Annotated in this window: 16 protein-coding genes; 5 read left to right on the forward strand and 11 right to left on the reverse strand. The window is 68.7% G+C overall.

Going from position 1 to position 21,475, the window contains the following annotated elements; genetic code table 11:
• Nucleotides 1–10: 10 nt before the first annotated feature.
• The 5 genes from K6V06_RS09520 to K6V06_RS09540 form a co-directional block, all read right to left on the reverse strand.
• The gene (locus K6V06_RS09520; RefSeq protein WP_222242604.1) at nt 11–769 is read right to left on the reverse strand and encodes a glucose 1-dehydrogenase; all 759 of its coding nucleotides are present in this window, start codon (nt 767–769) and stop codon (nt 11–13) included.
• Between the two features lie 182 nt (nt 770–951).
• Nucleotides 952–6,084 (reverse strand): autotransporter domain-containing protein, encoded by a 5,133-nt coding sequence (locus tag K6V06_RS09525; protein WP_222242606.1) that lies wholly within the window; start codon nt 6,082–6,084, stop codon nt 952–954.
• A 242-nt stretch (nt 6,085–6,326) separates the two neighbouring features.
• Entirely contained in the window at nt 6,327–6,749 is a 423-nt protein-coding gene (locus tag K6V06_RS09530; protein WP_222242609.1) for a VOC family protein, read from the reverse strand.
• Between the two features lie 57 nt (nt 6,750–6,806).
• Complete coding sequence (locus K6V06_RS09535; protein ID WP_222242610.1) at nt 6,807–7,385, reverse strand: hypothetical protein; 579 nt, start codon at nt 7,383–7,385, stop codon at nt 6,807–6,809.
• Between the two features lie 23 nt (nt 7,386–7,408).
• A complete protein-coding gene (locus K6V06_RS09540; RefSeq protein ID WP_222243066.1) occupies nt 7,409–8,374 on the reverse strand; it encodes a GlxA family transcriptional regulator in 966 nt (321 codons plus the stop codon).
• Between the two features lie 211 nt (nt 8,375–8,585).
• On the opposite strand from K6V06_RS09540, the gene K6V06_RS09545 reads away from it, so the two are divergent.
• Nucleotides 8,586–9,344 (forward strand): SDR family oxidoreductase, encoded by a 759-nt coding sequence (locus tag K6V06_RS09545; RefSeq protein WP_222242612.1) that lies wholly within the window; start codon nt 8,586–8,588, stop codon nt 9,342–9,344.
• 155 nt (nt 9,345–9,499) lie between these two features.
• A complete protein-coding gene (locus K6V06_RS09550) occupies nt 9,500–10,414 on the forward strand; it encodes a VOC family protein (protein ID WP_222242615.1) in 915 nt (304 codons plus the stop codon).
• A gap of 9 nt (nt 10,415–10,423) precedes the next feature.
• On the opposite strand, the gene K6V06_RS09555 is transcribed toward K6V06_RS09550, so the two are convergent.
• Nucleotides 10,424–11,341: a LysR family transcriptional regulator gene (locus K6V06_RS09555; RefSeq protein WP_222242617.1), complete on the reverse strand. Its 918-nt coding sequence runs from the start codon at nt 11,339–11,341 to the stop codon at nt 10,424–10,426.
• A 174-nt stretch (nt 11,342–11,515) separates the two neighbouring features.
• Here K6V06_RS09555 and K6V06_RS09560 point away from each other — a divergent pair, with 174 nt between their 5' ends.
• The 3 genes from K6V06_RS09560 to K6V06_RS09570 all read left to right on the forward strand — a co-directional run bounded on the left by K6V06_RS09560 (nt 11,516) and on the right by K6V06_RS09570 (nt 14,224).
• On the forward strand, nt 11,516–12,535 hold the full coding sequence (locus K6V06_RS09560) for a zinc-binding alcohol dehydrogenase family protein (protein ID WP_222242619.1): 1,020 nt from the start codon (nt 11,516–11,518) through the stop codon (nt 12,533–12,535).
• 182 nt (nt 12,536–12,717) lie between these two features.
• Nucleotides 12,718–13,371 carry an oxygen-insensitive NAD(P)H nitroreductase gene (nfsB, locus tag K6V06_RS09565; RefSeq protein ID WP_222242621.1) on the forward strand — a complete coding sequence of 218 codons (654 nt, stop codon included), beginning with the start codon at nt 12,718–12,720 and terminating at the stop codon, nt 13,369–13,371.
• Nucleotides 13,372–13,474: 103 nt separating this feature from the next.
• The gene (locus K6V06_RS09570) at nt 13,475–14,224 is read left to right on the forward strand and encodes a M48 family metallopeptidase (protein WP_222242623.1); all 750 of its coding nucleotides are present in this window, start codon (nt 13,475–13,477) and stop codon (nt 14,222–14,224) included.
• 86 nt (nt 14,225–14,310) lie between these two features.
• On the opposite strand, the gene hutG is transcribed toward K6V06_RS09570, so the two are convergent.
• From hutG to hutH, 5 genes are all read right to left on the reverse strand, one after another.
• Complete coding sequence (gene hutG / locus K6V06_RS09575; protein WP_222242625.1) at nt 14,311–15,126, reverse strand: N-formylglutamate deformylase; 816 nt, start codon at nt 15,124–15,126, stop codon at nt 14,311–14,313.
• Nucleotides 15,127–15,213: 87 nt separating this feature from the next.
• A complete protein-coding gene (locus K6V06_RS09580) occupies nt 15,214–16,605 on the reverse strand; it encodes a formimidoylglutamate deiminase (RefSeq protein WP_222243068.1) in 1,392 nt (463 codons plus the stop codon).
• 41 nt (nt 16,606–16,646) lie between these two features.
• A complete protein-coding gene (gene hutI, locus K6V06_RS09585; protein ID WP_222242627.1) occupies nt 16,647–17,933 on the reverse strand; it encodes an imidazolonepropionase in 1,287 nt (428 codons plus the stop codon).
• Nucleotides 17,934–17,935: 2 nt separating this feature from the next.
• Nucleotides 17,936–19,636 (reverse strand): urocanate hydratase, encoded by a 1,701-nt coding sequence (gene hutU, locus K6V06_RS09590; RefSeq protein WP_222242629.1) that lies wholly within the window; start codon nt 19,634–19,636, stop codon nt 17,936–17,938.
• A gap of 182 nt (nt 19,637–19,818) precedes the next feature.
• Complete coding sequence (gene hutH / locus K6V06_RS09595) at nt 19,819–21,402, reverse strand: histidine ammonia-lyase (RefSeq protein ID WP_222242631.1); 1,584 nt, start codon at nt 21,400–21,402, stop codon at nt 19,819–19,821.
• Between the last annotated feature and the right edge of the window lie 73 nt (nt 21,403–21,475).

Here is a 21,475-nt window from a genome sequence, read left to right on the forward strand (position 1 = left end):
GGACACGCAATCAGACGCAGCGTCCGCCGTCCACTTCCAGGCAGGCGCCGGTGACGAACGCCGCTTCGTCGGACGCCAGGAACACGCACGCGCCGGCAATATCGGCAGGGGTGGACATCCGGCCCATCGGGATCGTGGCGAGGAAGGCGGCGCGGTTCTCGGGCGTGTCGGGCTTGCCCATGAACTGCTCCAGCAGGCCCGTGACGCCGATCACCGGATTGACGCAGTTGACCCGGATATTGTCGGGGCCAAGCTCGGCGGCCATGCCCTTGCTCGCCGTGACCACTGCGCCCTTGCTCGCGTTGTACCAGACCAGCCCGGGCCGCGGCCGGATGGCTGCCGTCGAGGCGATATTGATGAAGACACCGCCGCCGCGCGCGCGAAAATGCGGGATGAAATGGCGCGCGCTCCAGTAGATGCTCTTGACGTTGACCGCATGGACGCGATCGAACTCGTCCTCGGTGATCTCGAGGATCGGCTTGTTGCGATGGGTAGTGCCGGCGTTGTTGACGACGATGCCGACATCGCCGAACGCGGCCAGCGCCGCGTCCCGCATTGCGGCAACATCTTCGCCCTTCGATACGTCGGCCCGGATGGCCCGCGCCTGTCCGCCAGTCTCGGCGATGCGCTGCACCACGCGCGTGGCGGAGGCCTCGTCGATATCGGCCACCAGCACGCGGGCCCCTTCGCGCGCGAACGCCAGTGCAATGCCTTCGCCGAAACCGGAACCGCCGCCGGTTACCACGGCGACCTTGTCAGCCAGCCTCATGGGTGTGTCTCCGTTATTGTGGTTTTCGGATTCGATGGCGCGAGGCCACTGCCGGAAACGATACACCGTCCACGCGGATACACCCAAGCGGCGTTACGCCTGCTCCCCGGTCCAGCGAAGGGGGTCGGGGCGTGTCTCCTTCAGCAGATCGCGACGACAACGCCCCGCGCCTTCGCGGCTGCTTAATACTTCCACCGCACCTGCACATTCCCGGCATGGGCCCGGTTGCCTTCGCCGAACTGCCCCGAATATCCCAGCCCGATGGCCATGCGCTCGCTGACGCGGGCGCTGGCGCCCAGTTCGACCAGCGCCGCGTCGCGCGCGATGGGCGTGCCGGCCACGGTGAAGACCTGGCTGCCCTGGAAGGCAAGCCGGGTCTCTGGCGTGACATCGCCGAAGGCATGACGCCAGCCCAGGGCGCCGGTGACGTCAAGATCGAGGCGGCCGACCGCGACAGTGGCCTGTCCACGTACGCCCAGTGAGGTGGTTGGCAAGCTGCTTCGCGTGGCCTGCCCCGACAGTGCGGCATTGCCTCCCGCCTCGGTGAAGCCGCGCGTGCGCTGGTCGCTCCAGGCCGCGCCGATGAACGGCTCGACCGTGGCGCGCGCACCGAGCGGCTGGGCATAGCCGATCTCCGTGAACAGCTGGGAGGTGTTGGCGCTGTAGCCGGCCGTCAGCGTCTGGGCAAGCGAGGCAACACCCACGCGGCGCTGCGTCTCGATGTCGTGCCAGGCATAGGCGCCGCCGAGCATGATGTTCAGCTTGCCCGCCCCCGCCTCGTAGCTGGCGCCTGTAAAGAGCGCGGCGTTGTAGCTGCGGATATCGGCGCTGGAACCGACATCGTCGGCGCGCAGCCGGCCATCGGTATAGCCGAAGGACGCGCCCATTCGCCAACGGCTCTCGCCCACCGGATGGTCCGCGCCGACGAAAATGCCGGCCGTGTTCTGGCGGATTGCCGCTGCCTCGCCGCCGCGCAGGCGGTCCCAGTTGCCGACCACCTCGGCCCACGCCGGCATGGCCGCGGAGCGTGGCAGCACCGCCGCGCTGGTCGTCGGTGCATCGGTCATCACGGTGCGCTGCGGAGGCAGCAGGGTCTGGGCAGTGGCCGCGCCTGGCAGCAGGCCGGCGTTCAGGTTGGCGCGCAGCCGCTGCATCGGCACCGCGCGTGCAGCCATGGCGGCGTTTTGCAGCGCGGTCGCCGTGCTGGCATGCGCTTCGCCGGACAAGGCATTGAAGGCCGCTGGGGGGGCGCCCTCGGGCAGCGTCAGCACGGCCTGGTACAGCGCATGGGTCGACGGCAGCGTCTCCAGCGCATTGGCGACGGCCCTCTGGTTGGCGCTGCGGGCAAGATCGGCGAAGCGGATCTGCGCGCCGGCGTTGTCGCGGCGCTCCAGCGTCAGCTGGATCGTCGCCGGATCGCTGTAGTCAAGCCCGGCGCTCAGATATGCGTAGTCCGAGGCGACCGTATCGAAGCGCCCCTGCACGGCCCCGGCACGCAGGATCGTATAGCGCATGGCGGGCGCGAAGTGGCCATCCGGTCCGACGTGGATGACGGAGCCGCCTTCGATGCGCGCTGTGCCGGCTACCTCCACCCGGTCGCTGCTGCCGTCCGGCGCGGCCTCGACCCGGTATGAGGCGCCGGGCGAGAAGGTCAGGTCGCCCTGCACCCTGAGCGTACCCACGCCGGCGCCCGGCGCAAGGGTCGCGCCGCCGGCGAGCACCGTGGTGCCGACCGTGCCGGAGCCGGTCAGTGTCGCGCCGTTCCGTACGTGCAGCAGGCCGCCGAGCGCGCCAGGTCCGCCGTCCCCGACCGAAAGCGTGCCGGCCGACACCGTGGTGGTGCCCGCGAACGCGCTGCTGTCCCCGCTCAACGCAAGCGTGCCGCTGCCGGTCTTGGCGACAGCGCCGGTGCCGGACAGCACGCCGGCGAAGCGCGTATCCGCGGCATCGTCGAGGACCAGTGTTCCAGCGGCGCCAACGGCGGCGTTGCCGCGGTAGCGCTGCGCGCTGGCGACGAGCTGCCCTGCTTCGATGGACCAGTCCAGCGCGCTGGCGCCGGCCAAGGTCAGGGTCCCGCGGCCGCGCTTGACCATGCTGCCGTTGCCGCCAGCGAACCCCGAGATGGCGCCGGCATGGATTCCATCGCTCTGCTGGTCGAATACGACCGTGCCGGCGCTGGCGATATCGCCGCGCACGGACGATGTGTCGCCGATCAGCGTGCCGGCCGCGACTTCGGTGGCGGCGTAATCGCCGGCGCCCACCAGGCGAAGCGTGCCCTGGCCGCTCTTGCGCAGCGTGCCCTGACCGGAGTTCTGGCCGCCGATACTGCCGTGCAGCGCCAGCGTGGCGCCGTCGGCGACGTCGAAACCGCCGCTACCGATCAGCGTGACCTGCCGAGCGGTGGCAACATCGGCGCTGACGGCCAGCGTGCCGCCTGCCAGCGTCAGGCCGCCCGCGCCGTCACCCAGGTTGTTGTCGCCACTGATGCGCAGCGTGCCGCCGCGGATCTGCGTGCCTCCGGTGTAGGTGTTGGCGCCGCCGAGGACCAGGGTGCCCTGCCCTTGCTTGACCAGCGCGCTGTCGCCGGTGAGTGCCGAGCTGATGGTCGCCGTCATGGCGGCACCTGCCGCAGTGCCATCGCCGACGTTGACGATGCTGTGGCCGTCCGGGCCTGCCAGCGCAAGGGAATCGCCCCGGACGCGATAGCCGTCGCGAGCGAACTGCATTCCCGTGACTGCGACATGGCCGGCACGACGATCGACCGACACGATGCCGGCAGCGCCCTGGAACACTGCGAAGCCTGGCGCCGGCTTGATCCGGCCGTTGAGTTGGCCGCTATCGTCGGTCCATGTGTTGGCGTCGGCAGTCCACGTGCCAGCGCCGCCGTCGATGACGCCGTTGCCGTGGCGGCTGCTGTCGCCCCCATCCCAGAATTGCAGGGTGACGCCGCTGGTGTTGATCAGGTTGACCTGGTTCGCCACCGCCGTCTGCACGCGCAGGTCCGCCGCGTCCACGCCGGGAACCGCAGCGATGGCAAGGCCGGCACCGCTCAGACTGCCGGTGTAGTCGATCAGGCGATAGACCCCCGCGCCGAAGCCGCCGCCATCGGCAATCGACAGCGTGCCGTTCAGGTTCAGGCTACCCGTGACATCGAACAGCGGCGTCGCGCTGGGCGTGCCAAGCGTCGTGCGCAATGTCGATCCGGCACGCAGATCCAGTCCGCCATCGATATGCAGGGTGCCCGCGTTGCTTTCCGCCGCCAGCGTGCCCCCCGCATCGACGACCGTCGCGCCGACCGTGCCGGTGCCCGTCAGCGTCGCGCCGCTGCCGACCTCTACCGCACCACCGAGCTGGCCAGTCACCGCCAGCGTTCCCCCCTCGACCACGCTGCGGCCGCCGAAGGCGCCGCTGTCGCCCTGCAGCGTCAGCATGCCTGCGCCGCGCTTGCGCAGGACACCGGCGCCCGACAGGCGGCCGGCAAAGGCGGTGTCGGCAGTCTCGTCCAGCACGAAGGTTGCCGTCGGCGCGCCGAGGGAGACCGCACCGCTGAAGCGACGAGCGCTGCTGACCACCGCGCCTGCGTCAATCTGCCAGTCGAGGCTGTTGTTGCCGGTCAGTGTCAGGGTACCGGCACCGGTGCTGCGCATCCTGCCGGTGTTGCTGCCAGCCGTCAGCGCGGCGATGTTGCCATCATGGGTCTGGTCGGCGCTGTCGAGAAGAACCACGACCGCGTCGCTGAAAATGTCGCCGCGAATGGACTGGAGCGTGCCGTCCAGCTGTCCGGCGGCAACGCGCGTGTTGCCGTAGCTGTTGGCTCCCGACAACCGCAGCCGTCCCGGGCCGGCCTTGATCAGGTCGCCGCCGCCGTCGATGCTGCCCGACAGCACCACCGATGCATCCGCCACCTCGATCGACGAGCTGGCCGCGAGGGTGAGGGAGCGCGACAGGTTGACCGGTGCGGCAACGTTGACTCGCAGCGTGCCGCCTGCAAGCGTCGCGCCATACGCCGCACTGCCGAGGCTGCCTTCAGCGCCGATCTCGAGCGTGCCCTGCTCGATGCGCCATGGCGTGGCCAGGGTGGTGGTGCCGGCGAGGACCCATGTACTGTTGCCGGTCTTGGTGAAGCTGTCAAAGCCGTGGTACTGGGCGCCAAGCGCCGACACATCGAACGAGCCGCTGCCGGTCCCGCCCAGCCTGAGGTTGCCTACCATGGCCTGATTGACCACATTGCCGACGATCACGGAACCCGGCTGCAGTTCGAGGGTGGCGAGCGTGCCCCCCAGCTGGACAGCGTCTGCGCGCACCGCACCACCGAGGCCGCCCGTGATGGTGCCGCTGTTGACCAGTAGTGCCGGCATGACTCCCCCGGACAGCCGCACGCCTACTCCGCCGACATTGCCAGCCCCTCCGCGGATGAGGCCGGCATTGTCCAGCGTGCCGGCGGACAGATCGACGCCGAAGCCGCCGGCCCCAGCGTAACCGGTACTGGCGTCCCGGCCAGCGTCGCCGCCCGCGATGGTGCCCCGATTGCTGACAATGCCAGACTCCAGCCGCACCCCGGAGCCGCCGTTGCCCGCCACGGTTTGTCCGATGCCGCCCCGCACCCCGCCGCCCTCGCCCCCGGAGATGTTGCCCGAGTTCGTCAGCTCCATCAGGTCGCGACTGTAGACGCCATGGCCGCCGGAGCCGCCGCTGCCGTCCGGATATGCCACCGCCAGTCCGCCCCTGCCGCCGGTTCCGCCGACCAGCGTGCCGGAGGTGCTCAGCCGCAATGCGCCGCGCCCGAAGAGTCCGGCGCCACCACCGCCGCCGCCGCCGGCGCCATAGCCGACGCTGGCCGGCGACGGGTCGCTGTTGCCGCCCGCCCCGCCCGCCCCGCCCTGTGCGTTGCTGGTGACGACGACGTCGAGCATGTCCGCCGGGGCAGCGGAATTCCATACGACCACGCCTGCGCCACCGCCACCACCGCCTGTAGCCGTCGTCGCGGCGGAGCCGTCCGTACCGGCCTGGCCATCGTAGCCAACCGGCGTGCCGACCGGTCCGAACGGCGGCTGGATCAGCATGCCGGCACCGCCGCCCATCCCGCCGCTGGTGCCCCCTCCCGGCACGATCGGCCCTCCGCCGCTTCCCTGGCCCGTGACGAAGCTGGACCCCTCACCGCCGAATGCGCCGTTCCCCGACCCCGCACCGCCCGCGGACCAGCCGAATGCGTGGTGCGGCAGGGCAATGGCCATGGCGACGGCGACCGTCAGCGGATTGGGGCGAAATGGAATGCGGCGCGATTGCGCCGCCAGGGAGGGGGAGAGGGCAGGCATGAGGTCCGGCTGCAAGGGCTGCCGCGGACCTGGATCGACGATGGCATGATGCCTGCGCGATGGGCACCGGCATCCGCCGCGGACTGGGTAGCGCGCGCGACCTTATAGCTTGCGGCGGACGATCGGCACAACACCCATCAAGAGGGGTGCGGATTTGCCGATAACCACCATCAGGGAGAAGGTGCGCACGGGGCAAGTCCGCTCGCGCCCGGTCTCGGCTCGATCCCCGACGCAGCCCTGGCTCAGCTCGGGGGCATCAGCGCCGGGTTCCAGACGACCTCCCACACATGCCCGTCCGGGTCGCGGAAATACCCGGCATAGCCGCCCCAGAAGGTGTCCTGCGCGGGCTTGAGCAAGGTCGCCCCCGCGTCGCGAGCTTGCGCCATCACCTGGTCTACCTCTTCCTTGCCGCGTACGTTGTGCCCGATGGTGAAGCCCGTCGGACATGGCGGCGTCTGCGGCAAGCCGGTGTCGTGGGCGATGTCTCGCTGCGCCCACAGGGCAAGCTTGAGCTGGGGCTGCAGATCGAAGAAAGCGACCGCGCCGTGTTCGAACTCCTTGCCGACGATGCCGTCGGTGGGCAGGCCGAGACCATCGCGATAGAACGCGACAGCGCGCTCGAGGTCCTGCACGGCCAGCGTCAGCACGGAAATATGAGGGTGCACTCCTGCTCCTTTTCCTGGATCACGATACGGACTGGAACGATGCGCGAGGGCTCGTCGTCAGGGCGATACCGAACGCAATTCGGTCAGCGTTCCCTGCAAGCCGATCTCCTTGTCCGCGTCGCGCCGCGCCGCCTCGGACATGCGGGCGATCAGCCTGTCGAAATCGCCGAGACTGCGGACCTCGACGAAGACCTTATTCTCGTGCAGAAAGACGACGGACGTCTTGCCGCGACGCAGCAACTCCACCACATCGCGCAGGGTCCCGCTGCTGCGCCCGTTCCAGACCATCAGCCCCCAATCCGCAGCCTGCGCCAGCGCCGTGTCCTTGCCGGCGAAAAAGGCACGCGTGCCCGGCTCGGCATGCGTCACCTCGACGTGCTCTACCGGCCAGTCGCCCACGTTGCTGCGCGGTGGTTCGCTGCCGCTGCTATAGACGACGGCGCAGCCGGCGCCCCGCTCCTGCAGATACGCCTGCACACAGCTGTCGATGCCGGCGGACTCGCCGATGACCAGGGTGTCGCCCTGCGCGATGGCGCGATCGATGCGCGCCTTCACTTCCGGGTCCAGTTCCCGGATGTCGATCGAGCCGCCGATAAAGACGGTTGCCATGTCCACCTCCGCGCGGGCGCGGCGCACGCAGCCCTCGCCTTGCCCGCCCTTCAGGCGTCGCGCACGTCGCCCTGCCCGCCGCGGCTGTCGCGCCGCATCGATTGCGGCGGCACGCCAAACCCTCGCACGAACACCTCGCGCATATGCCGCCGGTCGCGGAAGCCGGTCTCGCGCGCGACGACTTCGAGCGGATGCCGGCTCTGCTCGATCATCAGCCGCGCCGCCTCCAGCCGCAGCCCCTCGATGGCCTTGGCGGGCGACTGCCCCGTCTCGGCCGTGAACACGCGGCTGAACTGCCTCGGGCTCAGATTCACCTTTTCCGCCAGTTCTTCGACAGTCAGCGTCCGGGCGAGGTTCTGCCGCGCATAGTTCAGCGCGTCCTGGATGCGGTCCGACCTGGGCGCGAGCGCCAGCATCTCGGAATGCTGCGACTGGCCGCCCGAGCGGTGTTGATGCATCACCATCTTGCGCGCCACCCCTCGCGCGATGTCCGTGCCGAGGTCCCGCTCGACCAGCGCCACCGCAAGGTCCAGACCGGCGGTCATGCCTGCCGATGTCCACACAGGACCGTCCGCGATGTAGATACGGTCCTCTTCCACCTGGATGGCCGGAAAGCGCGTCTGCATCTCCTGCGCGAAAGCCCAATGCGTGGTGGCGCGGCGCCCCGCCAGCAGACCGGCTTCCGCCAGCGTGAAGGCGCCGGTGCAGATGGCCGCGACCCGGCGCGCCTGCTGGCTCGCCTTGCGCACAAAGGCCACTTCCCTGGCCGATGCCGGCGCCTCCAGCGGGTTCAGCACGCCGCCGACGATCCAGGTATCCGCGCGGGACGACGGCGTCAGCTTGCGCGTGGCAACGGTCAGCCCCAGCGACGAGCGCACCTGCCCACCTTCCAGCGAGTAGTTCTCGACGGCATAGAACGGCTCACTCGCGTCCGCGTTGGCGAACTCGAAGACCGTCTGCGTTGCCAGTGCCATCACCTGGAACCCGTCCCTGAGCAGATAGCCGATCCGATGCATGTTCCCTTCCCCCCGGTTCAATGTCCTGAAGACTGCCATGTCCGAAATCATGACTATATACGTCATTTCGGAAATCGACGACGGTTCTTAACATTGCTCCATCGAACCTGCCGCGCCGTGCACGGACCCCGCCCACGAGTGGCGACCGTCGCCGCCCGGTCCACCAAACCCCCTGACGCATCGAGCTACCGAACCAAACCTGGAGAACACCATGAAACTCAGCGGCAATACCATCTTCATCACCGGCGGCACCTCGGGCATCGGCCGTGCATTGGCCGAGGCCTTCCACCAGCGTGGCAACACCGTGATCGTCGGCGGACGGCGCAAGGCGCTGCTCGACGAGGTCGCCGCAGCCAATCCGGGCATCGGCGCCATCGAGTTCGACGTTGCCGACCCGGCCAGCATCGAGCGCGCCGCCGCCACGTTGATCGAGCAATATCCCGCGCTGAACGTGCTCGTCAACAACGCCGGCATCATGCCCTTCGACGATGCGGCCGGTGCCATCGATGACGCGGTGTCGCGCCGCATTCTCGACACCAACCTGCTCGGCCCGATCCGGCTGACCTCGGCGTTGATCGAGCACCTGAAGGCGCAGCCGGAAGCCACCATCATCCACAACACGTCGGTGCTGGCGTATGTTCCGCTCGCCGCCACCGCGGTCTATTCGGCATCGAAGGCGGCCCTGCACTCTTACGCCCTGTCCCAGCGCTTCCTGCTGCGCGAGACCAATGTGCGCGTGCAGGAAATCGCCCCGCCGTGGGTCGATACCGATCTGGTCAGGAAGAGCGGCGATCCGCGCGCCATGCCGCTGGATGCGTTCATCGCCGAAACGATGGCGAAGCTGGAAGGGGACGATGAGGAAGTGATCGTCGATGCGGTGCGGCCGATGCGCGACAACCCCGGCGCGAACGAACATGCGCTGGTCAACGACTTCAATGCGGCGCTGGCGGCGAATCCCATCCCGGTCTGAGCCGGCATTCATCCCCACGTTCGGCCCCGTACGGAAGGAAGCGGCTCGAGCCCTTCCGCTTCGTGCGGGGCGCTTGCGCTCGTCCTATAGTGTCTGGATCAATCGAGACAAGCGACGCCCCAACGGCGGGTGCCCCGCGACAAGGAGGAGAGCGCATGACCACCGTGACGCCCGTCATACCGCATCTGTGGTTTGACCGGGAGGCTGCCGAAGCGGCCCGCTTCTACACCTCGCTGTTTCCGGACTCGGCGGTGGACTTCGTGGGCAAGATCCGCAACACCCCGTCGGGCGATTGCGATATCGTCGCATTCCGCTTGTTCGGGCAGCCGTTCCGCGCCATCGCGGCCGGCCCGATGTTCCGCTTCAATCCGTCGATCTCGCTGTCCCTGCACTTCGATGCCATGCGCGATGCCACCGCGCGCGACCGGCTGGATGCCGCGTGGGAACAACTCTCCAGCGGCGGCTCCGTGCTGATGCCGCTCGATGCCTACCCCTTCAGTCCCCGCTACGGCTGGGTGCAGGACCGCTTCGGCCTGTCCTGGCAGCTGACGCTGTCGGCGGAATCGCCCGCGCCGCCGCCGGCCATCATGCCGACGCTGATGTTCTGCGGGGAAGTCTATGGCAATGCCGAGGAAGCCGGCCTCTTCTACCGCAAGGTCATCGGCGATTCCGAAGCGGGCCTCCTGCTGCGCTATGGCGAAGACATGCCGCCGAACCGGGCCGGCACGGTACTGGTATCCAGCTTCCGGCTGGGCGATACCTGGATCGCGGCCATGGACAACGCCTACCCCCACGGCTTCAGCTTCAACGAAGCGTTCTCCTTCATGGTGCTGTGCCGCGATCAGGCAGAAATCGACCGGCACTGGCGGACGCTGTCGGCCGTGCCGGAGGCCGAAGCCTGCGGCTGGTGCAAGGACCGCTTCGGCTTGTCATGGCAGATCGTGCCGGCCTGGCTCGATACGGCGCTGCGCAGCGGCGATCAGGAGCGCGTCGACCGCGTCATCCAGGCCTTGCTGCCGATGAAGAAGATCGATGTCGCGGCGCTGCAGGCCGCCTTCGGGGCAGGCTGACCGGAGCGCTTACCGCAGATGGGCCAACCCCGCCGTCAACCCGGCGCACTTGTCCTTCAGCAGCGCCTGCAGTTGCCGCACGGCGGGAGAAAACTGCTTGCGGTGCGGGCAGACGATCTGCAGCGGCGTGCTCTCGCCGGGCTGATGCGGCAGCAGCACTTCAAGCCGGCCCGCGAGTACGTCGCCGCCGACGTCCAGCCAGGATTTGTAGGCGATGCCCTCGCCCTGCACTGCCCAGCGCCGCACGATATCGGCATCGTCGGTGTAGAGCTGCCCCTGCACCTCGACCACCTGCCGCCCGGCCTCGGTCGGGAATGACCATTTGTCATAGGCGCGGCCGTTCACCTGGTACAGCAGGCAGCGGTGATGCGCCAGGTCCGACAGCGATGCCGGGCGTCCGTTGCGCGCCAGATAGTCCGGCGAGGCGATCAGCACCCGGCGGTTGTCCGGCGCCACTGGCAGCGCGACGAAGCTGGCATCCTCGATATGGCCATAGCGGATCGCCACGTCGACCGGGTCGCGGAAGACGTCGGTAATCTGGTCCGACAGGTACAGCCGCAAGGTCAGCGCCGGGTGGCTGCGGCGAAAGTCGGTCAGCCAGGGCAGCAGCACGTTGCGTCCGAGATCGGATGGCGCCGCCACCTGCAGCAGCCCGGACAACGCCGCGCCGTCGCCGCGCAGGCGCTCCTGCCCGGCCGCCATGGTCGCCAGCATCTCCTGCGCGTAGGGAAGATATCGCTCTCCTTCGGCGGTCAATCGCAGGCTGCGCGTGGAGCGCGCGAACAAGCGCGTATCCAGTTCGCGTTCGAGCCGCTGGATCGCCGCGCTGACCTGCCCCGGCAGCAGGTCCGCCTCGCGCGCCGCGCCGGAAAAGCTGCCCAGCGCCGCGCTGCGCACGAACAGGGTCAGGTCTTCCAGCCGGATCATTTTCATTCCTGAAGTGAAAGTGTTGGCGAATTCTACTGGTTTCCCGGCAGATCGCGAGCGGCGAAGATGCGGCCGACGACGGTGCGATACGTCCCGACAACCGGCGCCGCACCGCCATCCGACTTCAACCATTCGACTTCAACCATTCGACTTCAGCAAGGAAGCCCTCAAGCCATGAAAGCCATCGCCTACACGCAACACGGCCTGCCCATCGACGATCCCGCCGCGCTGGTCGACGTCGAGCTGCCCACGCCCGAACCGGGCCCGCGCGACCTGCTGGTCGCGGTGCGTGCCATCGCCGTCAACCCGGTCGATACCAAGGTGCGCGCCTCCTCCCCGGTGCAGGCGCCCCGCATCCTGGGCTGGGACGCGGTCGGCACGGTGACCAAGATCGGCAGCGAGGTCACGCTGTTCCAGCCTGGCGACGTGGTCTACTACGCCGGCTCGATCACCCGCCCCGGCAGCTATGCCGAATATGCGCTTGTGGACGAGCGCATCGCGGCGCGCAAGCCGGCGACGCTGTCCGACGCCGAAGCGGCGGCCCTGCCCTTGACCACCATTACCGCGTGGGAACTGCTGTTCGATCGCCTGCGGATTGCGCAGACCGAGGACCGCAACGGCGGCGCCGGCCAGCATCTGCTGGTGACCGCCGCGGCTGGCGGGGTGGGATCGATCCTGATCCAGCTGGCACGGCAGCTGACCGGCCTGACGGTGATCGGCACCGCCTCGCGTCCCGAGACGCGCGACTGGGTGCAATCGCTGGGCGCGCATCATGTGATCGACCACAGCCGGCCGTTGAAGGACGAGCTGGCTGCCATCGGCATCGATGCTGTCGAGCACATCGCGAGCCTGAGCCATACCGAGCAGCACTATGCGCAGCTGCTGGACGTGATCGCGCCGCAGGGACATCTGGCGGTGATCGACGACCCCGCCACGCTGGACGTGATGCCGATGAAGCGCAAGGCGCTGTCCTTCCATTGGGAGTTCATGTTCGCCCGGCCGATGTTCGAGACCCGCGACATGATCCGCCAGCACGAACTGTTGACGCAGGTCGCCGCGATGATCGATGCCGACACGCTGCGCACCACGCTCGGCGAGCATTTCGGCACGATCAACGCAGCCAACCTGCGCCGCGCGCATGCGCTGATCGAAAGCAACCGGGCCCGCGGCAAGATCGTGCTGGAAGGGTTCTGACAGAACTGCATCGCTCGGTGCTCCCTCTGCCTGACGGTGTTTCCGCTCTCCCGCAAGCGGGCGAAGGAAGCAGACCGACGGTCCATCCATCCCTGACGGCGTTCCCCCTCCACCGCAAGCGGGCGAGGGCAGCAGGCCGACGGTGTTCCAGCTGCATCAATCATCTACCCACACCACCAACCATGAAACTCTCCGACCTCGCTCTCTCCCGCCATACCGTCAAGGCCTTCGACCCCACCCGCACGGTGCCGCAGGCCGATATCGACGAACTGCTGGCGCTGCTGCGCTACAGCCCGTCGTCAGTCAACTCGCAACCCTGGCACTTCGTCGTCGCCGCCACCGATGCCGGCAAGGCGCGGCTGGCCAGCGCGGCCCAGGGCCCGTTTGCCTACAACCAGCCGAAGATCCTCAATGCCTCGCACGTGATCGTGCTGTGCGCCCGTAGCGAGATGCCGGAGTCGCAGCTGCAGGCGCTGCTCGACCAGGAAGAGCGCGACGGCCGCTTCCAGATGCCGGACGCGCGCGCCAACCAGCACAAGGGCCGCACCTCCTTCGTCGACCTGCACCGCTACCAGCAGAAGGATCTGCAGCACTGGATGGAGAAGCAGGTCTACCTCGCGCTGGGCACGCTGCTGCTGGGAGCGGCCACGCTCGGCGTCGAGGCCACGCCAATGGAAGGCTTCGACTTCCGCACGCTGGACGACGAGCTGGGCCTGCGCGAGAGCGGCTACACCAGCCTGGTGCTGGTGAGCCTGGGCTATCACGCGGAGGCCGACTTCAATGCGCGGCTGCCCAAGTCGCGCCTGCCGGCCGATACCGTCTTCAGCTACGTCTGACCCCACCTGGCAAGGGGCCGGGCTAGGCGCCCTTGCCGGCACCCGCCGTGTCTTCCGTTATCCTATGCGGTCTTCAAATTTGACCGGCACAGAAGGAGAAGACATGCTGCGCAAGATTCAACTCGGTTCCCTGGTTCTCGGCACGGCGCTGCTCGCCGGCTGCGCGGGCGCCAATATGCAGGGCCTGACCCAGGCCGGCGGCAGCCTGTTCACCGCTGCCACGCTGTCGGACACCCAGGTGCAGACCCTGTCCGAACAGTCGTGCGCCGAAATGGACAAGAAGAACAAGATCGCTGCCGCGGACAGCACCTATGGCCGCCGCCTCAACACCATCATGTCGGGCCTGCAGAACACCGGCCTGAACATCGACGCCAAGGTCTATGAGACCAAGGAAGTCAACGCCTGGGCCATGGCCAACGGCTGCGTGCGCATCTACAGCGGCCTGATGGACATGATGACCGACGACGAAGTGCGGGGCGTCGTGGGCCACGAAATCGGTCACGTCGCGCTGGGCCACTCCAAGGCGGCGATGCAGGTCGCCTATGCCACCAATGCCGCGCGGGGCCTGCTGGCCTCCACCGGCAGCGCGGCCCTGACGGCGCTATCCGCGTCGCAGCTGGGCGAACTGGGCGAGACGCTGATCAACGCGCAGTTCTCGCAGCGGCAGGAAACCGCCGCGGACAATTACGCCTTCGATCTGCTGACGAAGAACAACGCGAACCGGCAGGCCATGGTGACCGCGTTCCGCAAGATGGCGCAGCTCGATGGCGGCCAGACCAGCATGCTGAGCTCGCACCCCGGCTCCCTGGACCGCGCCCAGAACATCGAGGCGCGGCTGAAGAACGCGAAGTAAGCGCGCTTCCCTCCCGCATGAAAAAAACGGCGGCCCGCCATGCGGAGCCGCCGTTTTTTCTTGCGCTTGCGGTGCCACTGGACGCTTCAGCGCCGCTCCACGTAGGCCAGCACCGCTTCCAGCATCGCCCGCAGCGTGGGCTGCAACCGCGCGGCGAGCACCGTATCGTAGTCGAACGGGAACTGCTCGCTCATATAGGTGCATTGGGCCAGCTCCAGCTGGATCGCATGGATGCCCTGCTGCGGCGCGCCGTACTGCCGGGTGATATAGCCACCCTTGAAGCGGCCGTTCAGCACCGCGGTATAGCCCTGCGCTTCCTCGGCGATGGCCAGCACGCGCTGGGCCAGCGCCTCGTCACAGCTTGCGCCGTTGGCCGTGCCGAGATTGAAGTCGGGCAGCTTGCCCTCGAAGAAGCGCGGCAGTTGCGAGCGGATCGAATGCGCATCCCACAGGCCGACGGTACCGTGCGCGTCGCGCAGCCGCGCCAGCTCGCTGGCCAGCGCGTCATGATAGGGACGCCAGACCGCGTCGCGGCGCGCGAAGATCTCCGTCTCGTCCGGCCCCGGCCCGTCGGCATAGAGCGGCGTCTTGTCGAAGGTATCGACCGGGCAAAGGCCGGTCGTATCCTGCCCCGGGTACAGGTTCGCGTTGTCGGGCGGGCGGTTCAGGTCCACCACATAGCGCGAATGCGTGGCCATCAGGATCGATGCGCCCAGCTCGCGCGCGAAGTCGTACAGCAGGTCCATGTGCCAGTCGGTGTCGGGCACGGTGCGCGCCTCGTCAGTGAGGCGCTGCGCGACACAGGCGGGCAGATGGGTGCCCAGATGCGGCATGGAAACCAGCAGCGGGCGGGTGCCACGATGCAGGACGAAGGCGGGCTTGTCGGTGGAGAAGGCTGTCATGATTGCTGCGGGCATGCGCGCCGCGCATGCGGTTGTTGCACGGAAGATCCGATGGAGGAGACTGCCGCGGCTCGCCGAAGCGACCGGTTATTCGCGCAGCAGCGCGGCACGCGCCTGCACAAAGGCCGCCCCGGCGCTGTCCTGCAACGCATGCCGGCCCGCGCGGACCAGCGGCAGTCCGGCACACCGGACTTCCGCTAGTGTCTCATGACCTTGGTTGGCGAACACATGCGTGGCCAGCGCCTGCGGCGCCTGCAGCCCGGCAAGCGACGGGTGGCGGCCGTCCAGCACGACGAAATCGGCCTGCTGCCCGGCGCGCAGGCCCGCCACCGGCCGGCCCGAGGCACGCGCGCCCCCGGCGCTGGCTCCGAGGTAAAGCCGGTCCGCCACCTGCCCGTGGGCATCGGATGCCAGCACGTTGCGTCGCTGCAGCCCAAGCCGCTGGCCGTATTCGAACAGCCGCAGTTCCTCGGTGACGCTGACGCTGGCGTGACTGTCCGAGCCGATGCCCCACCAGCCGCCCTGCTCCAGATACGGCGATGCCTCGAACACCCCGTCGCCCAGATTGGCCTCGGTGGTCGGGCAGATGCCCGCCACGGCGCCGCTGGCCGCCAGCCGCCGGCGCTCGTCCCAATCCATATGCGTGGCGTGGACCAGGCACCAGCGCGCATCCACATCGACATGGTCGAGCAGCCACGCCACCGGCCGCGTCCCGGTCCATGCCAGGCACTGGTTCACCTCCTGCTGCTGCTCGGCGATATGGATGTGCACGGGCGCCTGCGCATCGAGGGCGGCGAGGCCGTCCAGCGCCTCGCGCAAGCTATCCAGCGGCACGGCCCGCAGCGAATGCGGCGCAAGACCCAGCCGCGCGTTGCCATGGCATTGCTTGCCCAGCCGCTGCAGCAAGGCCAGCACCGCGTCGGTCCGGTAAACGAAGCGGCGTTGCTCGTCCAGTACGCCCTTCTGGCCGAACCCCGAGGTCTGGTACAGCACCGGCAGCAGCGTGATGCCGATGCCGGTCTTCTCGGCCGCGCGCAGCAGGCGCAGCGACATCTCGCCCGGGTCCGCATAGGACTTGCCGTCGGGCTGATGGTGGACGTAGTGAAACTCGCAGACGCTGGTATAACCGGCGCGCAGCATCTCGATATAGAGATAGGTCGCAATCGCCTCCAGCGTGTCGGGCGACAGCCGCTGCGCAAAACGGTACATCAGCGCGCGCCAGCTCCAGAAGGAGTCGTCCTCGGCGCTGCGAAACTCCGTCAGGCCGGCGAAGCCGCGCTGGAAGGCGTGGGAGTGCAGGTTGACCATGCCGGGCAGCACCGGACCCGCCGCACGCGGCACCTCGGACGTCGGCATGGTGTCCGGCGTGACGGCGGTCAGCATGCCTTTCGCATCCCAGCGCAGCAGTACGTTGCGCGCCCAACCGTCGGGCAGCAACGCATCGCCCGCGAACAGGCTGCCGGCCGCAGGGTTGCGCATGGCATCGGCGCGCATTGCATCGGCGCGCATTGCATCGGCGCTCATTGCCGGCCCTCCCCTGACATGACAAACCCCGGCGTGGCATGGACACGCCCCTGCCGAACCGCCGCTGCCAGCGGGTTGCGGCCGACCCAGTAGGCCAGCTCCGCGGGCGACTCCACCTGCCACAGGGCGAAGTCCGCTACCCGGCCCTCGGCGATCCGCCCATGCCGGTGCTGCGCGCCGAGTGCGCGCGCGGCGTTGACCGTCACGCCGGCGAGGACTTCGGAAACGGTCATCCGGAACAGTGTGCAGGCCATGTTGAGCATCAGCAGCAGGGACGTGGCCGGCGACGTGCCCGGGTTGTGATCGGTCGCGATGGCGATCGGCACGCCGTACTGGCGCAGCAGCGCGATCGGCGGCAGATGGGTATCGCGCAGGAAATAGTAGGCGCCCGGCAGCAGCACGGCGACGGTGCCGGCCTCGGCCATCGCGCGCACCCCGGCCTCGTCCAGATGCTCCAGATGGTCCGCCGACAGCGCGCGATGGCGCGCGGCCAGCGCCGCGCCGCCGAGATTGCTCAGCTGCTCGGCGTGCAGCTTGACGGGCAGGCCGAGCCGGATGGCGGCGTCGAACACCCGCTCGGTCTGTGCCGGCGTGAAGCCGATCCCCTCGCAGAAGGCATCGACCGCATCGACCAGGCCTTCGTCGGCGAGCGCGGGCAGCATGGTGTCGCAGACCAGGTCGATGTACTGGTCCGGCCGTCCCGCATATTCGGGCGGCAGGGCATGGGCGCCCAGGAAGGTGGTGTGAATCGCAATGCCATGGATCTGGCCCAGGCGCCGTGCCACACGCAGTTGCTTGCGCTCGGACGCCAGGTCCAGGCCGTAGCCCGACTTGATCTCGATCGCGGTGACGCCCTCGGCCAACAACGGGACGAGGCGGCTGGACGCCTGCTGCAGCAGCGTGGCCTCGTCCGCCGCCCGCGTGGCGCGCACGGTGGAAACGATGCCGCCGCCGGCCCGGGCGATCTGCTCGTAGCTGGCCCCGGCCAGCCGCATGGCAAACTCGTCGGCGCGCTGGCCGCCGTAGACCAGATGCGTATGGCAGTCGATCAGACCGGGCGTGACCCAGCATCCGTGACCGTCGTGCCGGGCCAGCTCGGCATACTGCCGCGGCAATGCCGCCTGCGGCCCCACCCAGGCAATGCTGCCGTCCAGTACCACCAGCGCACCGTCGCGGATCGGTGTCTGCGGGTCGCCATCCGGCAGCAGATGGCAGCGATGCCAGACACCGTCCGCGCTGGCGCCGGTCAGCGCCGGCGCGATTCCCTGCACTCCGGCCGCCATGGTCACGCTCCCTTCAGCATCGGCAGGTCCAGCCCCTTCTCGCGGGCGCAGTCGATGGCGATCTCATATCCGGCGTCGGCATGGCGCATCACGCCGGTGGCCGGATCGTTCCACAGCACCCGCTCGATACGGCGCGCCGCCGCGTCGCTGCCGTCGCAGACGATCACCACGCCGGCATGCTGCGAGAAGCCCATGCCGACGCCGCCACCATGATGCAGGCTGACCCAGGTCGCGCCCCCCGCGGTGTTCAGCAGCGCGTTGAGCAGCGGCCAGTCCGACACCGCATCCGAACCGTCGCGCATCGCCTCGGTTTCCCGGTTGGGCGATGCCACCGAGCCGCAGTCGAGGTGGTCGCGCCCGATCACCACCGGTGCCTTCAGCTCGCCGCTGCGCACCATCTCGTTGAAGGCAAGACCGGCGCGATGGCGCTCGTCCAGCCCGACCCAGCAGATCCGCGCCGGCAACCCCTGGAAGGCGATGCGGTCCCGCGCCATGTCGAGCCAGCGATGCAGCGGCTTGTCGTCGGGGAACAGCTCCTTCATCTTCGCATCGGTGCGGTAGATGTCCTCCGGATCGCCGGAGAGCGCGACCCAGCGGAACGGCCCCTTGCCTCGGCAGAACAGCGGGCGGATATAGGCCGGCACGAAGCCGGGAAAGTCGAAGGCGTTCGCGACCCCTTCGTCGAATGCCACCTGGCGGATGTTGTTGCCATAGTCCAGCGTGGGCACGCCCATCTGCTGGAAGGCGAGCATTGCCTGTACATGCTTCACGATGGAGGCGCGCGCCGCCGCTTCCACCGCCTTCGGTTCGCCGGCGCGCCGCGCTTCCCATTCAGCGACGCTCCAGCCAGCCGGCAGGTAGCCATTGACGAGGTCGTGGGCGGAGGTCTGGTCGGTGACGATGTCCGGGCGCATGCCGCCCGCGCGGGCGCGCTCCACCAACTGCGGCAGGATATCCGCTGCATTGCCCAGCAGGCCGACCGAGATCGCCTGCCTTGCCGCAGTGGCCTCGGCGATCATCGCCAGCGCCTCGTCGACGCTCGTCGCCTTCCTGTCCAGGTAACGCGTGCGCAGCCGGAAGTCGATGCGCGACTCCTGGCATTCGATCGCCAGCACGCAGGCTCCCGCCAGCACGCCGGCAAGCGGCTGCGCCCCGCCCATGCCGCCAAGTCCGGCAGTCAGGATCCACCTCCCCGACAGGTCGCCCCCATAATGCTGGCGCCCCGCTTCGACGAAGGTCTCGTAGGTGCCCTGCACGATGCCCTGGGTCCCGATATAGATCCAGGAGCCGGCCGTCATCTGGCCGTACATCATCAGCCCCGCGCGATCCAGTTCGTTGAACTTGTCCCAGTTGGCCCAGTGGGGCACCAGATTCGAATTGGCGATCAGCACGCGCGGTGCGTCCGCATGCGTGCGAAACACGCCGACCGGCTTGCCGGACTGCACCAGCAGCGATTCGTCCTCACCCAGCCGGCGCAGGCTTTCCAGGATGGCGTCGAAGCACTCCCAGTTGCGCGCCGCCTTGCCGATGCCGCCGTAGACCACCAGATCCTGCGGGCGCTCGGCCACTTCCGGGTCGAGGTTGTTCTGGATCATGCGGTAGGCCGCTTCGATCAGCCAGTTGCGGCAATGCAGCTGGGTGCCGCGCGGGGCGCGCACGACGCGCGGCCCGCGCTGGAGGAATTGCTGGTCGTTGGCGTTCATGTTGGTCTCCTGTTCGTGTCTGTTTCTGGTTGAGTCGGTGCTTGTGCGAGCACTGTTGCCCTCTCCCCCGGCCCCTCTCCCGCGAGCGGGCGAGGGGAGCAAACCATCAGGATGGAAAGTCCGTCGGTGTTCTCCCCTCTCCCGCCTGCGGGAGAGGGGCGGGGGAGAGGGCAGCGACGCGACTACCTGCGACTCGGCAGCACCCCGCGCACCGCGGCCGGCCAACCGTCCCCCGCATCGCCCTGCAGCACCCATTGCTTCATCGCCTCGATATCCGGCGCCAGATAGCGGTCCCGTTCGACGAAGTCGACCCGCGTGCGAATGCGGGCGATCTCCGCCTCCAGCAGCGGCGACGAGCGCAGCGGCCGGTGGAATTCGATGCCCTGCGCGGCGGCCATCGCCTCGATGCCAACCACCACCGCGCTGTTCTCCGCCATCGTGCCCAGCCGGCGCGCACCGTAGGTCGCCATGGAGACATGGTCTTCCTGATTGGCCGAGGTGGGCAGGCTGTCAACGCTGGACGGATGCGCCAGCGACTTGTTCTCCGACGCCAGCGCCGCCGCGGTCACCTGCGCGATCATGAAGCCCGAGTGCAGCCCGCCATCGCGCACCAGGAACGGCGGCAGGCCCGACAGGCCGGTGTCGAGCAGCAGCGCGAGGCGCCGCTCGGAGATGGCGCCGATCTCGGCCAGCGCCAGCGCGATGATGTCGGCGGCAAAGGCAACCGGCTCGGCATGGAAGTTGCCGCCGGAGATGACGTCGCCCTGCTCGGGAAACACGAGCGGATTGTCCGACGCCGCGTTCGCCTCGATCCGCAGCACGCGCGCGGCGTGGCGCAGGTTGTCCAGGCACGCGCCCATCACCTGAGGCTGGCAGCGGATCGAGTACGGGTCCTGTACGCGCCCGCAGTCGCGGTGCGAGTCCAGGATCTCGCTGCCCTCCAGCAGGTCGCGCACTGCCTGGGCCACGTCGATCTGTCCCGCCTGCCCGCGCGCCTCGTGAATGCGGGCATCGAACGGCCGGACCGACCCCTTGATCGCCTCCAGCGATAGCGCGCCGGCCACCAGCCCGGCCGCGAACACGTCCTCGGCGGCAAACAGCCCCGCCAGAGCAAGCGCGGTGGAGACCTGCGTGCCGTTCAGCAGCGCCAGGCCCTCCTTGGGTTGCAGCGTGAACACGTCGAGTCCGGCATGGGCAAGCCCCTCGGCCGCCGGCAGGCGCCGGCCATCGACCATCACCTCGCCAACGCCAATCAGCGTGCAGGACAGATGGGCCAGCGGCGCCAGGTCGCCCGAGGCGCCTACCGAGCCCTTGGCCGGAATGCACGGCGTCACGCCATGGTTGGCCAGCGCCAGCAGCGCCTCGATCAGTTCGGGGCGCACGCCGGAATGGCCACGGGCAAGGCTCACCGCCTTGGTGGCCAGGATCAGCCGCACCGTGTCGGGGTCGAGGTCCGGTCCCGTGCCGACGCTGTGCGACAGCACCAGGTTGCGTTGCAGTTCGGCCAGCTTGTCGTGCGGAATGCGGGTCTGGGCGAGCTTGCCGAAGCCCGTGTTGATGCCATAGACCACGGCGTCGGTATCGACGATCTGCTGGACCGTCGCCTGGGCGGCGCGCACGCCTTCCCAGGCCGATTCCGCCATCTGCAGCCGTACCTCGCCGCGATGGATGCGGCGCAGATCGGCCAGCGAAACCCGGCCCGGATCGAGCGTCAGAACGGGGCGCGAGGGAAAGCCCGCGGCGCTGCGGGAAGTGTCGGTCGTCATTGTATGTTCCTGTCTATACAACTGTTGGCGAGCGAAGGACGGCAGAGCGCGCCGCCGCGCTCAGGGTTCGGTT

Origin of the sequence: Cupriavidus sp. AU9028 (genome assembly GCF_019795295.1) — a bacterium.
In the GTDB taxonomy this organism is placed as follows: domain Bacteria; phylum Pseudomonadota; class Gammaproteobacteria; order Burkholderiales; family Burkholderiaceae; genus Cupriavidus.